9 protein-coding genes are annotated in these 14,137 nt (G+C 68.3%); 3 read left to right on the top strand and 6 right to left on the bottom strand.

What is annotated here, in order from left to right:
- Positions 1–106: 106 nt before the first annotated feature.
- The gene (locus tag AC06FD_RS18805) at positions 107–400 is read left to right on the top strand and encodes a hypothetical protein (protein ID WP_478078624.1); all 294 of its coding nucleotides are present in this window, start codon (positions 107–109) and stop codon (positions 398–400) included.
- Between the two features lie 1,060 nt (positions 401–1,460).
- Here AC06FD_RS18805 and AC06FD_RS18800 read toward each other — a convergent pair.
- Both AC06FD_RS18800 and AC06FD_RS18795 read right to left on the bottom strand, forming a co-directional pair.
- Entirely contained in the window at positions 1,461–3,755 is a 2,295-nt protein-coding gene (locus AC06FD_RS18800; RefSeq protein ID WP_478078623.1) for an NADP-dependent malic enzyme, read from the bottom strand.
- Between the two features lie 246 nt (positions 3,756–4,001).
- Complete coding sequence (locus AC06FD_RS18795) at positions 4,002–5,351, bottom strand: dicarboxylate/amino acid:cation symporter (RefSeq protein ID WP_394164087.1); 1,350 nt, start codon at positions 5,349–5,351, stop codon at positions 4,002–4,004.
- 300 nt (positions 5,352–5,651) lie between these two features.
- Between AC06FD_RS18795 and AC06FD_RS18790 the strand changes: the two genes are divergently transcribed.
- Both AC06FD_RS18790 and AC06FD_RS18785 read left to right on the top strand, forming a co-directional pair.
- A complete protein-coding gene (locus AC06FD_RS18790) occupies positions 5,652–6,818 on the top strand; it encodes an OprO/OprP family phosphate-selective porin (RefSeq protein ID WP_259207615.1) in 1,167 nt (388 codons plus the stop codon).
- 59 nt (positions 6,819–6,877) lie between these two features.
- Entirely contained in the window at positions 6,878–9,523 is a 2,646-nt protein-coding gene (locus AC06FD_RS18785) for a hybrid sensor histidine kinase/response regulator (protein ID WP_478078622.1), read from the top strand.
- 599 nt (positions 9,524–10,122) lie between these two features.
- Here the strand turns inward: AC06FD_RS18785 and AC06FD_RS18780 are convergent.
- From AC06FD_RS18780 to AC06FD_RS18765, 4 genes are read right to left on the bottom strand one after another with little or no spacing between them, the layout of a single operon-like run.
- Positions 10,123–10,779 carry a LuxR C-terminal-related transcriptional regulator gene (locus AC06FD_RS18780; RefSeq protein WP_259207618.1) on the bottom strand — a complete coding sequence of 219 codons (657 nt, stop codon included), beginning with the start codon at positions 10,777–10,779 and terminating at the stop codon, positions 10,123–10,125.
- A gap of 39 nt (positions 10,780–10,818) precedes the next feature.
- Entirely contained in the window at positions 10,819–11,877 is a 1,059-nt protein-coding gene (locus tag AC06FD_RS18775) for an ABC transporter substrate-binding protein (RefSeq protein WP_259207619.1), read from the bottom strand.
- Positions 11,874–13,256 (bottom strand): sensor histidine kinase N-terminal domain-containing protein, encoded by a 1,383-nt coding sequence (locus AC06FD_RS18770; RefSeq protein WP_478078621.1) that lies wholly within the window; start codon positions 13,254–13,256, stop codon positions 11,874–11,876. Before AC06FD_RS18770 ends, AC06FD_RS18775 begins: the two co-directional genes overlap by 4 nt.
- Positions 13,246–13,944, bottom strand: a complete 699-nt coding sequence (locus tag AC06FD_RS18765) for a response regulator (protein WP_394164094.1) — start codon at positions 13,942–13,944, stop codon at positions 13,246–13,248. The genes AC06FD_RS18770 and AC06FD_RS18765 overlap by 11 nt, the downstream gene beginning before the upstream one ends.
- Positions 13,945–14,137 lie beyond the last annotated feature (193 nt).

Genomic DNA, 14,137 nt, shown 5'->3' with positions numbered 1-14,137 from the left:
AGCGCGAACAACTGTTGGAAATAGCGTTTGGTCGATCGACTGCGCATGGGATCGCTCCGGGCTGGCCATTGGGGGGGTCTGGTCGGGCCCAGGGCGGCGGGAGCCGGTGGCCCTCCGCCGCGGCCGGGCCGCGTGGGGGTATTGGGCCTTGCCGAGATTGCACGGCGGTGACCGGTGGGCTACCGGCGTATTGATCGGCCAGGCCGCCGACGGCATGTTGACCGGTGATGTGACCGTTGGCATGTCGATCGGTGACATCACCATCGGCGCATTGAGCGGCGATCCGACCATCGGCATTTTGATCGGCGACGTGACAATCCGGGTATCGATCCGCGACACCCCCATCGGCATTTCGATCGGCGTATCGCGAAACCCAGGGCGTGGTTTGGCGGCGACATAACCATCGAAACATCGATCGGCGACGTAACAATCCCCGTAGATCCACGCCATGCGTGGATACCGCGCGCAGCGCGGCGCATGTATCCGGACTGGCGGCATTGACGCATATCGGATTCTGGCCGGCGTTGAAACCATACCGGAGCCGCATCGCGGCGTGCCTATTGTCATCGCGAAATGCATCCACGCATGGCGTGGATCTACGTGGCACCGCGAACGCATTTCCATCGGCGTATCGCAAAACCTGGGCGCGGTTTGGCGGCGACATAACCATCGGCACAACGACCGGCGACGTAACAATCCCCGTAGATCCACGCCATGCGTGGATACCGCGCGCAGCGCGGCGCATGTGTCCGGGCTGGCGGCATTGACGCATATCGGGTTCTGGCCGGCGTTGAAACCATACCGAAGCCGCATCGCGGCATGCCTGTTTCCACCGCGAAATGCATCCACGCATGGCGTGGATCTACGTGGCACCGCGAACGCGTTTCCATCCACATATCGCGAAACCCGGGGCGCGGTTTGGCGGCGACATAACCATCGGCACAACGATCAGCGACGTAACAATCCCGTAGATCCACGCCATGCGTGGATGCCGCACGCAGCGCGGCGCATGTGTCCGGGCTGGCGGCATTGACGCGTGCCGGGTTCTGGCCGGCGTGGAAACCATACCGAAGCCGCATCGCGGCGTGCCTGTTGTCACCGCGAAATGCATCCACGCATGGCGTGGATCTACGTGGCACCGCGAACGCGTTTCCATCCACATATCGCGAAACCCGGGGCGCGGTTTGGCGGCGACATAACCATCGGCACAACGATCGGCGACGCAACAATTCCCGTAGATCCACGCCATGCGTGGATGCCGCGCGCAGCGCGGCGAATGTGTCCGGGCTGGCGGCATCGATGCGTGCCGGGTTCTGGCCGGCGTTGAGACCACACCGAAGCCGCGTCGCGACGTGCGTGATCCCGAGCGAAATGCATCCACGCATGGCGTGGATCTACGTGAAACCAAAACGCGCCCCGAAGGGCGCGTTCTGGTAGCTGGCGGTCAAAAGACCGGCGCGTTACGCGCCGTTCTTTTCAGCCTCCAGCTGCTTGCGGATCTGCGCATCCACCGCCGCGATGGCGGTCATGTTGAGCACGCGGCGCGAGGTCGCGCTGGTGGTCAGGATGTGCACCGGCTTGGCCACGCCCATCAGGATCGGGCCGATCGCCACGCCATCGGTGAACACGCGCACCAGGTTGTAGGCGATGTTGGCCGCTTCCAGGTTGGGCAGCACGAACAGGTTGGCACGGCCCTTCAACGTGCTGTCGGGCAGCAACTTGTGGCGCAACGCCTCGTCCCACGCGGTGTCGCCCTGCATTTCGCCGTCCACGTTCAGGCGCGGATTGCGCTTGAGCAGCAGCGAACGCACGGTACGCATCTTCAGCGCATCCCTGGAATCGTGGCTGCCGAAGTTGGAGTGCGACAGCAGCGCCACCTTCGGCTCGATCCCGAACAGCTTCATGCGGTAGGCCGCCTGCAGGGTCGCTTCGCAGATCTGCTCGGCGGTCGGGTCTTCCTGCACGTGGGTATCCACGAAGAAGAACACGCCCTGCTGGTTGATCACGCCGGTCATGGCCGAGGTGGAGGTCACCTTGGATTCCAGCGGCAGCACGCTGCGCACGTAGCCCAGCTTCTTGTGGAAGCGGCCCACCACGCCGGTCAGCATCGCATCGGCTTCGCCGCGCGCCACCATCACCGCGGCGATCAACGTCGGCCGTGAACGCATCAGGTTCTTGGCCGCCGCCACGGTCACGCCGCGACGCCCGGTGAGGTTGTGGTAGTACTGCCAGTACTCGTTGAAGCGCGGGTCGTCATTGATGTTGGTGATATCGAAATCGACCCCGGGCTTCATGCGCAGGCCCAGGCGTTCGATACGCGACTCGATCACGTCCGGGCGGCCGATCAGGATCGGCTGCGCCAGGCCTTCATCGACCACGTTCTGCACCGCGCGCAGCACCACTTCTTCTTCGCCTTCGGCATACACCACGCGCTGCTTGTCCGAGCGCGCGCGATCGTAGACCGGCTTCATCATCAGGCTGGTGCGGTAGACGAACTGGGCCAGCTTCTCGCGGTAGGCGCCCATGTCGGCCACCGGGCGCGTGGCCACGCCCGAATCCATCGCGGCCTGTGCCACGGCGGCCGACAGCTCCACCAGCAGGCGGCGGTCGAACGGACGCGGAATCAGGTAGTCACGGCCGAAACTCGGGGTTTCATCGCCATAGGCCGAGCCCAGGTCGCTGGCCTCGCGGCGCGCCATCGCGGCGATCGCGTGCACGCAGGCGATCTTCATTTCTTCGTTGATCGCCGTCGCGCCCACGTCCAGCGCACCGCGGAACAGGTACGGGAAGCAGAGCACGTTGTTGATCTGGTTCGGATAATCCGAACGGCCGGTGCCGATCAGTGCATCCGGGCGCACCGAACGCGCCACTTCCGGCATGATTTCCGGGGTGGGGTTGGCCAGGGCAAAGATCACCGGGTCCTTGGCCATGGTCTTGACCATGTCCGCCGTCAGGATCCCGGGGGCCGACAGGCCGAGGAAAATGTCCGCGCCGTCGACGATCTCGGCCAGCGTGCGCTTCTCGGTGTCGCGCGCGTAACGCGCCTTTTCCGGGTCCAGATCGGTGCGACCGGTGTGGATCACGCCGTCGCGGTCGAAGGCCAGGATGTTCTCTTTCTTCAGGCCCAGCGAGACCAGCATGTTGACGCAGGAAATGCCCGCCGCGCCCATGCCGGTGGTGGCCAGCTTGACGTCTTCGATGCGCTTGCCGGTGACGACCATGGCGTTGAGCACCGCGGCGCCCACGATGATCGCGGTGCCGTGCTGGTCGTCATGGAACACCGGGATGTTCATCCGCTCGCGCAGCTTGCGCTCGACGATGAAGCATTCCGGGGCCTTGATGTCTTCCAGGTTGATGCCGCCGAAGGTGGGCTCCAGCGAGGCGATGATGTCGACCAGCTTGTCCGGGTCGTTCTCGTCGATCTCGATGTCGAACACATCGATGCCGGCGAACTTCTGGAACAGCACGCCCTTGCCTTCCATCACCGGCTTGCCGGCCAGCGGGCCGATGTTGCCCAGGCCGAGCACGGCGGTGCCATTGGAGATCACCGCGACCAGGTTGCCGCGCGCGGTCAGCTCGCTGGCCTGCTGCGGGTCGGCCATGATCGCTTCGCAGGCGTGTGCCACGCCCGGCGAATAGGCCAACGACAGATCGCGCTGGGTCAGCATCGGCTTGGTCGCTGCGACGCGGATCTTGCCCGGCGGCGACATGCGGTGGTAATCGAGGGCAGCCTGTTTGAAATCTTCGTTGGACATCGCTTTCTGCAGATGAATGGGCGAGAGGAACAGGGGATCATACCCCCGTTGGCGTGGATGGACCTGTCGCTACGCTGTCGCGGCCATGCTGCAACCGCACATATCCCAGGCCGTTCGGCAGCGTATGCGGCCAGCGTGACCGACCCCGATGACAAAGCACATCACCGGTCAAGCAGGGTGAAAAACGCAGGGCCCGCCCTCCAGGGGGAGCGGGCGGGCCCTGCACACACACGCGCGGGCAGCGGCTCAGCGGGCCGGGGCAGTCAACGGCGACGGCAGGTCGTCGGTGGCCAGCGCCGGCAACTCGGCCTCGCGGCCGTCCAGGGCCAGGGCCAGGCGGTCGCGGTCCAGCGCGCCTTCCCAGCGCGACACCACCACCGTGGCCACCGCATTGCCGATGAAGTTGGTCAGCGAGCGGCATTCGCTCATGAAGCGGTCCACGCCGAGGATCAGCGCCATGCCGGCCACCGGTACTTCCGGAACCACGGCCAGGGTGGCGGCCAGGGTGATGAAGCCGGCGCCGGTGACGCCGGCGGCGCCCTTGGAGCTGAGCATGGCCACCGCCAGCAGCGCGATCTGGTGGCCCAAGGTCAGTTCGGTATTGGTGGCCTGGGCGATGAACAGCGCGGCCAGGGTCATGTAGATATTGGTGCCGTCCAGGTTGAACGAATAGCCGGTCGGGACCACCAGGCCCACCACCGATTTGGCGCACCCGGCGCGCTCCATCTTCTCCATCAGCGAAGGCAGTGCCGACTCGGACGAGGAGGTGCCCAGCACCAGCAGCAGCTCGGCCTTGAGGTAGCGGGCCAGCTTGAACACCGAGAACCCGCACAGGCGGCAGACCACGCCCAGGATCACGGCCACGAACAGGAACGCGGTGAGGTAGAACGAGCCCACCAGCCAGGCCAGGTTGATCAGCGACCCCACCCCGTACTTGCCGATGGTGAAGGCGATGGCCCCGAAGGCGCCGATCGGGGCGGCCTTCATCAGGATGTGCACCAGCCGGAACACTGGCGCGGTCAGCGCCTCCAGGAAGGTCTGCACCGGGCGGCCCTTCTCGCCGGTCAGGGCCAGCGCGATGCCGAACAGCACCGCCACGAACAGCACCTGCAGGATGTTGCCATCGACGAAGGCACTGACCAGGGTGGCCGGGATGATGTCCATCGCAAAGCCGGTCAGGGTCAGCTCGTGGGATTTTTCCACGTAGCTGTGGACCGCGGTCTGGTCCAGGTCGGCCGGGTTGATGTTCATGCCCGCGCCGGGCTGGACCACGTGCGCCACCACCATGCCCACGATCAGGGCCAGGGTGGAGAAGAACAGGAAGTAGGCCATCGACTTGGCGAACACCCGGCCCACGGTGCGCAGGTGGGTCATGCCGGCGATGCCGGTGACGATGGTGAGGAAGATCACCGGGGCGATGATCATCTTCACCAGCTTGATGAAGGCATCGCCGAGCGGCTTGAGCGATTCGGCGAAGGCCGGCTCGAAGTGGCCGAGGACGGCGCCAAGGACGATCGCCACCACCACCTGGAAATACAGCTGGCGGTAGAAGGGCAGCGGCTTGGCCGGCAGCGGGGCGGCGGTGGGTACGTGCATGGCGGACTCCGGAGAAGCGGTGTTGTTGCGTCCGGCCCGCTCGGCAGCGGCAGGCCAGTTCCAGGTGGATCCCGCCACGGCGGCGGGTGATGGACGCATTTGTACGCGCGAGTCACCGCCACGCAGATAACCTATTGGTACTAGCCCCCCGGTTCAGACAGCGAGGAGTGCCTACACTGCCCCCATCCCGCCCTCCCCCACGGCGGCTGGTGACCGCGCGCAGCCCGGAAGGGCAACAGTTTCCGGCGCTGCGGCCGTTGTTGTCCTGTCCGCTTCAAGAATCCAGAGAGCCGCTCCTCCATGCGCCCGACCCCGACCCTGCTGGCCCTGTGCCTGGCCGCTACCCCCGCCCTGGCCTCGGCCGCCGATTTCGACAACTGGCCGACCAAGGTCGCCTTCAGCGATGGAACCGAGCTGGCCGCCACCGCCAACATCGCCTACGACCTCAATGATTTCTCCGGCGACAGCGGCATCGAGGATGCCGACGCCGTGCGCCGCAAGGAATTCGGCGCCACCCTGAAGAAGAAGGGCGTCTATGACGCCATGGTGTATTACGACTTCCAGGCCGACACCTGGCTGGACGTGTTCGTGCGTTTTGAGAGCAAGGCGTTCTTCGGCCGCGACGTGGGCCGCTTCCGCTTCGGCTACATGAAGACCCCGGTCGGCCTGGACGCGGGCACCTCCTCGCGCGCCGGCAGCTTCCTGGAGACCGCCCTGCCCGTGCAGGCGTTCTACGAAGGCCGCCGCACCGGTGCCGAATGGGTGCTGGAGCGCCCGCAATACCTGCTGCAGGCCGGTGCCTACGGCGGCAAGGACCTGCAGGGCGACAATCCCGGCACGACCCAGGCGGTGCGCGCGGTATGGACCCCGGTCAAGGCCGCTGGCGACGTGCTCCACCTGGGCCTGGCCTACTCGCAGGAAAACCCGCGCGGCTACCGCGATGGCCGCGACGTGCACCATGAGGCCAGCGCGCGCCTGCGTGCGCGCCCGGAAGCGGGCCTGACCGACATCCGCCTGGTCGACTCCGGCGCCCTGGCCACCGCCGACCAGATCCGACGCACCGGCCTGGAAGGCATCTGGATCCGTGGCCCGTTCTCGCTGCAGGGCGAAGTGCTGCAGACCACCGTTACCCGCGAGGGCAAGCCGGACTACACCGGCAATGGCCAGTACGCGATGGCCAGCTGGGTGCTCACCGGCGAGTCGCGCCCGTACAACGCCGGCGCGGTGGCCAACATCAAGCCGGCCCACGATTACGGCGCGGTGGAACTGGTGGCCCGTTACAGCCGCCTGGACCTGGACGATGCCGATGTGCTCGGCGGCCGCCAGCACGACTGGACCGTGGGCGCCAACTGGTACCTCACCAGTCACTTCAAATTCCAGGCCAACTACGTGAAGGCCGATGCCAGCCGTCGTGGCGTGCATACCAAGCCGGACATCGTCGAACTGCGCGCACAGATGCACTTCTGATCCGGTTGCCTGCGGCGGGCGTGCACATCACGCCCGCCGCACGCCCGTAGACTGCCGCCATGTATTGGCTCGGCCGCCATCGCACCCTGCTGTTGACCCTGCTGCTGATGATCGGGGGCACGCTGCTGTGCGCGGCCGCCGCCGGCCACTACGCATGGCGGCGTGCACTGGCCGCCGAGAGCGAGCAGGTGCAACGGCAGCTGGAGTTGTACGGCCAGGGCCTGCAGCAGCGAATTGACCGCTTCGGCACCCTGCCGCAGGTATTGGCACTGGACCCGGACCTGCGCCTTGCCCTGCTGCAGGCACCCGATCCGGCCGCACGCCAGCGCCTCAACCTCAAACTGCAGCGCGCCAACCAGGTCACCCGCGCTTCCACGCTGACCCTGGTGGGGCACGACGGGGTGGCCGTGGCGGCCAGCAACTGGGACCAGCCCAGCAGCAATGTCGGCGAGGACTACAGCTACCGCCCCTACTATCGCCAGGCACTGGCGACCGGCCGTGGGCGCTTCTACGGGATCGGCATGACCACCGGCGTGCCCGGCTACTTCATGTCCCAGGCGATCGAGGACAACGGCACGCGGCTGGGCGTGGTGGTGATCAAGATCGAACTGTCCGCGCTGGAGCAGGAGTGGCTGCCCAGCCCGGACGTGGTGCTGGCCAGTGACGAGCACGACGTGGTGTTCCTGGCCAACCGCGACGCCTGGCGCTACCGCCTGCTGCGCCCGCTGGGCAATGGCGAGCGCCGCGAGATGCTCGAGGCCCGGCAATACGCAGACCGCTCGCTGCAACCGTTGCGGGTGCGCACCGAAGATGTACTGGACAACGGCGGGCGCATGGTGCGCCTGCTCGAGCCGGTCCTGCCCGGGCCGATGCTGTGGCAGAGCCTGGCCCTGCCCGAGGAACACTGGAACCTGCACCTGCTGCATGATGCCGGCGCGGCCACCAGCGCCGGGCGCAGCGCGGCCATCGGCGGCGGCGCGGCGTGGCTGGCGCTGGGCTTCCTGGTGCTGTTCGTGCAGCAGCGGCGGCGGCTGGATGCGCACCGGCAGCGCAGCCGGCGCGAACTGGAAAGCGTACTGGCCCAGCATGCCGAGGAGCTGCGCACTGCGCAGGACGGCGTGCTGCAGGCCGCCCAGCAGGCCGACAGCGGGCTCAGCCGCAGCCTGGCGCACCTGCCGCAGGGCGTGGTGGTGATCGACAACGAACAGAAACTGGTGGCGTGGAATGCGCGCTACCTGGAGTTGTTCAAGTTCCCGGCCGGACTGATCCGGGTGGGCCGGCCGATCGAGGAGATCTTCCAGTACAACGCGCGGCGCGGCCTGCTCGGCCCCGGGCCCATCGACGAGGCCATCGAGCGCCGCCTCAACCACCTGCGCAGCGGCCGCCCGCACATGCGCGAGAGCGAGAAGGACGACGGCACCGTGCTGGAGATCCGTGGCAACCCGCTGCCCGACGGCGGCTTTGTCACCAGCTATGCCGACATCACCGCCTACAAGAACACCGCGCGCGAACTGCGCTCGCTGGCCGATGCGCTGGAGCACCGCGTGGCCGAGCGCACCCGCGACCTGGACGAGGCGCGCCGTGAGGCAGAGCGCGCCAACCGCTACAAGTCACGCTTCGTCGCCTCGGCCGTGCACGACCTGCTGCAGCCGCTCAACGCCGCGCGCATGTTCGTCTCGGTGCTGCGCGGCAAGCTGCACGGCGACGCGCGCGAGCTGAGCGAACACGTGGACGCGGCGCTGGCCGCGCAGGATGCCATCCTGACCAGCCTGCTGGATATCTCGCGGCTGGAATCGGGGGCGTTGCAGACCCACGTGCGCGCATTCGCGCTGTCGCCGTTGCTGGAGACGCTGGCCCGCGAGTTCGGCATCGCCGCCGACAGTCGCGGGCTGCAGCTGCGCTGGGTGGATACGCGTGCGGTGGTGGTCAGCGACGAGGCGCTGCTGCGCCGCATCCTGCAGAACTTCCTGTCCAATGCGCTGCGCTATACCCCGCGCGGGCGCGTGCTGATCGGGTGCCGGCGGCAGGGCGACCAGCTGCGCATCGAGGTGCATGACCAGGGGCCGGGCATTCCGGAAAGCCTGCAGCGCGAGATTTTCGAGGAATTCCGGCGGCTGGATGATGGCGTCGAGCAGGAACGCGGCGCCGGGCTGGGGTTGGCGATCGTAGAGCGGATCGGGCGCCTGCTTGGGCATCGCATCACCCTGCACTCCACGCTGGGACGCGGGAGCGTGTTCGCGGTCAGCGTGCCGCTGGGCGATGCGGCGGCCATTCCGGCGCCGGCGCCGGTTCCGGCCGTGGCGACTGACGCAGGCGATGACAGCCCGCTGCGGCATTGCCGGGTCTGGAGCATCGACGACGACCCGCGCGTATGCGCCGCCACCCGCGCCCTGCTGGAGCGCTGGGGCTGTGCGGTGGAACTGGCCGACGGGCCGCAGGCGGCGCTGGAAATCGCCTCGGCACTCAACGTGCCGCAGTTGCTGTTGCTGGATGTACGCATGGGCCAGTGGCATGGGCCGGAGCTGTACGAGCAGCTTTGTGGCCTCTGGCAGGCACGGCCACCGGTGATCCTGGTGACGGCCGAGCGCGATGACGCGTTGAAGGCGCAGGCGGTTGCGAACGGATGGGGCTTCCTGTCCAAGCCGGTGCGGCCGCCCGCGCTGCGGGCGTTGATGACGCAGGTGTTGGTGCGGCATCGGGGGTGATCGGTGATTCAGGAGCAGCCGAGCATGGCTCGGCTCTACCGGGTGCATTGGGTGTAGGCCGATCGTGGCTCGGCTCTACCGCGTGGATTGGGGGGCAGCCGAGCGTGGCTCGGCTCTACCGCGTGGATTGAGGGGCAGCCGAGCGTGGCTCGGCTCTACCGCGTGCATTGGGGGGCAGCCGAGCATGGCTCGGCTCTACCGGGTGGATTGGGGGGCAGCCGAGCATGGCTCGGCTCTACCGGGTGCATTGGGGGGCAGCCGAGCGTGGCTCGGCTCTACCGCGTGGATTGGGGAGCAGCCGAGCGTGGCTCGGCTCTACCGGGTGCATTGGGGAGCAGCCGAGCGTGGCTCGGCTCTACCGCGTGGATTGGGGAGCCGCCGAGCGTGGCTCGGCTCTACCGGGTGAATTGGGGAGCAGCCGAGCGTGGCTCGGCTCTACCGGATGCCGGATGCCGGATGCCGGATGCCGGATGCCGGGTGCCGGGTGCCGGATGCCGGGTAACGGCATACGCGATTGCTTGGGTACCGCGCTCTGGTAGAGCCGAGCCATGCTCGGCTGAGACTCTCCGCAGGTGGCGATGCGTCCGCTGCCCGCGGGCTCAGCCGTCCAGCCCCGCGCCGGCATCGCCTTCCGGTTCGAGCGCCTTCACCAGCACCGCGGCCTGGGTGCGGCTGTGGCATTCCAGTTTTTTCAGGATCGCGGTGACGTGCACCTTGACCGTGTTCTCGGCCAGGCCCAGCTCGTAGGCGATCTGCTTGTTGAGCAGGCCGTCGGCCAGGCACAGCAGCACGCGGAACTGCTGCGGGGTGAGCTGGGCCAGGCGTGCGGCGAGCAGCGCATCGGACTCCGAGCGCTCCGGGGCCATCGCCGGAAACCACACCCCGCCGTCCAGCACCGCCGCGACCGCCTGGCCGATGGTCTCGGCCGGCGCCGACTTGGGGATGAACCCGGCCGCGCCGAACTGCTGGGCCCGGCGGATGACGCGCGGATGGTCGTTGGACGACACGATCACCACCGGGATGTCCGGATGCCCGCCGCGGACGTGCAGCAGTGAGGAGAAGCCGCGTGCACCGGGCATGGTCAAATCCAGCAGTACCAGCTCGATCTCCGGATGCTGGTCCAGCGCCGCCTCCAGCGTGGACGCGCTGGCCACCTCCAGCACCTGCGCCTGCGGCAGCGACTGGCGCAGCGAATGCACCACGGCCGCGCGCAGCAGCGGATGGTCGTCGGCGATCAGGACGGTCAGTTCACTCATGCGGCCAATTGTAATGAGGTTGACGGCCAGCCGCCGCGGCTACCGGCCTTGCTGGCGCATGCTGCCATTCCAGGCGTCCAGGAATTGCCGGCGCTTGAGCGCGTCCAGGTACACCAGCAGGCCCGGCCCCAGCTGGATCGGGCGGTAACTGCGCTCGGGCGAGCGGCCGCGCTGCTGGCCCTGCGCCGGCAGGATCGGCATCAATCGGGCCTCGCGGGACAGCACCTGCTGGCCACGCGGCGAGAGCAGGTAGTCCAGGAAGCGCCGCGCCTCCTCCGGGTGCCGGCTGCTGCGCGGGATCACCGCGGTGCGCAGCACCACCAGGGTGTAGTCCTCCGGCTCGACGATGCCCAGCGGCGCACCCGCCTCGATGCGCGCCTGCGCGTAGGAGCCCAGCACGTTGTAGACCAGCGACAGCTTGCCACTGCTGACCTGGTCCAGCAGCACGCCGGTGCGCTCCTCCAGGTGCACGCCGTTGTCGCCGAGTGCGCCGAGCAGCGCGCCGGCCATGCTGCCGCGCTGGCCGTCCTGGGTGGCCAGCAGGTAGCCGACGCTGCTGCGCTCCACGTCGTAGGTGCCCACCCTGCCCTGCAGCGGTGCATCCGGCGCGCGCAGCAGCTCGAGCAGCTGGCGGCGCGTGCGCGGCACCCGCGCCGCTGGCAGCGTGCGGGTGTTGTAGACCATCGCCACCGGCTCGTAACTGATGCCGAAGGCCTCGTGCCGCCACTGCGCCCATGCCGGCAGCGCATCGGTCTGCGCCGAGCGGTGCGGCAGCGCGTGGCCGTCGTTGACCAGTTTGGTCTGCAGGTCCATGCCGCTGCTGATGAGCATGTCCGGCGCCTGCGCGCCGCCGCGGTCACGCAGGTAGCGGGCGTAGATGTCCTGGGTGATCACGTCCTCGTACAGGATCTCGGTACCGGGATGCAGGCGCTGGTAATCGGCGATCACCGTGGCGAACACCTCGATGTCGGTCGAGCCGTGGATGCGCAGTTGCGCCACCGGCGCGCCCTTGGCCGGGAAACGCTGCACGTCGCCCGGCGCTGCCAACGCGTTGCCGGCCGCCAGCACCAGCAGCAGCCACCACCCTCGTGTTTTCATGGATGCATCCTCGGCAGGCGGATGGTGGCCACCAGGCCACCGCCCACCCGGTTGCTCAGGTCGATCTGGCCGCCATGGCCATCCACCACCCGCTTGACGATCGCCAGGCCCAGCCCGGCGCCACCGGCCGCCGCGCCCTCGCCGCGCGCGAAGCGCTCGAATACCCGCTCGGCGTCGGCCGCGGCAATGCCCGGGCCGTGGTCGGCGATGGTCAGCACGCAGTGCTGCGCTTCTTCGGTGAGCGCCACCTGCAGCGTACCGTCGTCACCGTACTTGATGGCGTTGTCGATCAGGTTCTTGATCGCCTCGCGCAGCAGCAGCGCGTCACCGCGCACCCAGGCCGCCTGCGCGCTCACCGCCAGCTGCACGCGCGGGGCGGGCAATGCCTGCGGCAGCGCTTCGTGCAGCGCCTGGTGCACCGTCTCGGCCAGGTCGACCGGGCCGAAATGCTGCAGGTTGGCGCGGTGGATCACGCTGGCATCGCTGAGCAGCTGGTTGAGCAGGCGGCTCATGTGGGTGGCATTGCGCTCGATGGCATGCAGGCTGCGGCGCATGTCCTCGGGGTCTTCCTCGTCCAGCGCCAGCTGCGCCTGTGCGCGCAGCGCCGCCAGCGGCGTGCGCATCTGATGCGCGGCCTCGGCCATGAACGCGCGCAGGGTCTCGTTGCTGCTCTGCAACCGGCCCATGAAGTGGTTCAACGCGCCGACCATCTTGTCCATCTCGCGTGGCACGCTGGCATCGAGCGGCTTCAGGTCGGACGGCTCGCGCCGCGCCAGGTCGCGTTCCATGCGCACCAGCGGGCGCAGGGCGCGATGCACGCCGAGCCCCACCAGGGCCAGCGAGAGCAGCGACAGCACGGCGATGGCCAGCAGTGCGCGGGTCACCATGTCCTGCGCCAGTGCTTCGCGCGCACGCCGGGTCTGCCCGACCTGCACGCGCACCTCGCCTTGTGCCGAGGGCGAGGACACGCGCCGCGACACCACCACGAAGCGCACCTGCTCGCCGCTGTAGGAGGCGTCGAACAGCTGCGGGCGGTCGCTGGGCGGATGCGGCGGCGCCGGGAGGTCGGCGTAGCCGGTGACGGTGGCGTCGCGTGCGTCGGAGACGCGGTAAAACACGCGATCCTCCGGGGCCATCGCCAGCAGGTCCAGCGCGGCATACGGCAGGTCCACCTGCCATTGCGCCTCCACCAGGGCCACCGAGTCGATGATCGACAGCGCCGAGGACACCAGCAGGTGATCGTAGGAACGGTTGGCCGCGCGCTGGCCGTAATCGCGTGCGCCGAACAGCAGGGCGACGGCGAACAGGGCCAGGAACGCGCCCAGGTACAGCCACAGGGTGTGCCGGATCGAGCCGGAGGTGCGCGGGTCAGTCGCCATCGGCCGCAGCGCCGGCGGGGTCTTCGATGGCCTCCAGCAGGTAGCCGCTGCCGCGCACGGTGACGATCCGCAGCGGCGCCCCGGCCAGCTTGCGGCGCAGCCGCCCCACGTACAGTTCGATCGCATTGGGGCCGGCCTCGTCATCGAAGCCGAACAAGCCATTGCCGATCTCGTCCTTGCCGACCACCTGCCCGAGCCGGCCCATCAGGATTTCCAGCAGCCGGTACTCGCGGTTGGGCAGCTCGATCGGCTGGCCCTCCAGGCTCACCCGGTGCGAGGCGTTGTCGAACTGGAACGTGCCGATCTGCACCACTTCGCTGGCCTGGCCGCGGGTGCGCCGCAGCAGCACCCGGCAGCGTGCTTCGAACTCGCGGAAATCGAACGGCTTGCCCAGGTAGTCATCGGCGCCCACGTCCAGCGCCTGCACGCGGTCTTCGATGCCGTCACGCGCGGTCAGCATCAACACCGGGGTGCTGTCGCCGCGCTCGCGCATGCCGGCCAGCACGCGCAGGCCATCGAGCTTGGGCAGGCCGATGTCCAGCACCACCAGGTCGAAGCTCTGGTAGCGCAGCACGCTGGCCGCGGCCAGCCCGTCGCGCTGCCAGTCCACCGCGTGGCCACTGCGGCGCATGCGGCGGACGATGGCATCGGCCAGGTCCGGATTGTCTTCCACCAACAGCAGGCGCATCGGGCAGGGATCGTCGAAGGTGCACGAATGCTAGCGCGAGCGGCCGCCCTCGTGGGCTTCGCTGCAGTGCACAAACCCCCGACAGGTGGATGACAGCTTCCCGGCACTAGGCTGCGCCATCGCACCGCAGTCCCCTGCGCTGCCATTGACGACACCACTGCACGAACGAGTACCTGGGAGGGTCCGTGGAACT

The organism is Stenotrophomonas sp. Steno-Z1 (genome assembly GCF_056393175.1).
Note: the sequence above shows the minus strand (reverse complement) of the source record. Positions and strands in the feature narration are given on the sequence as shown.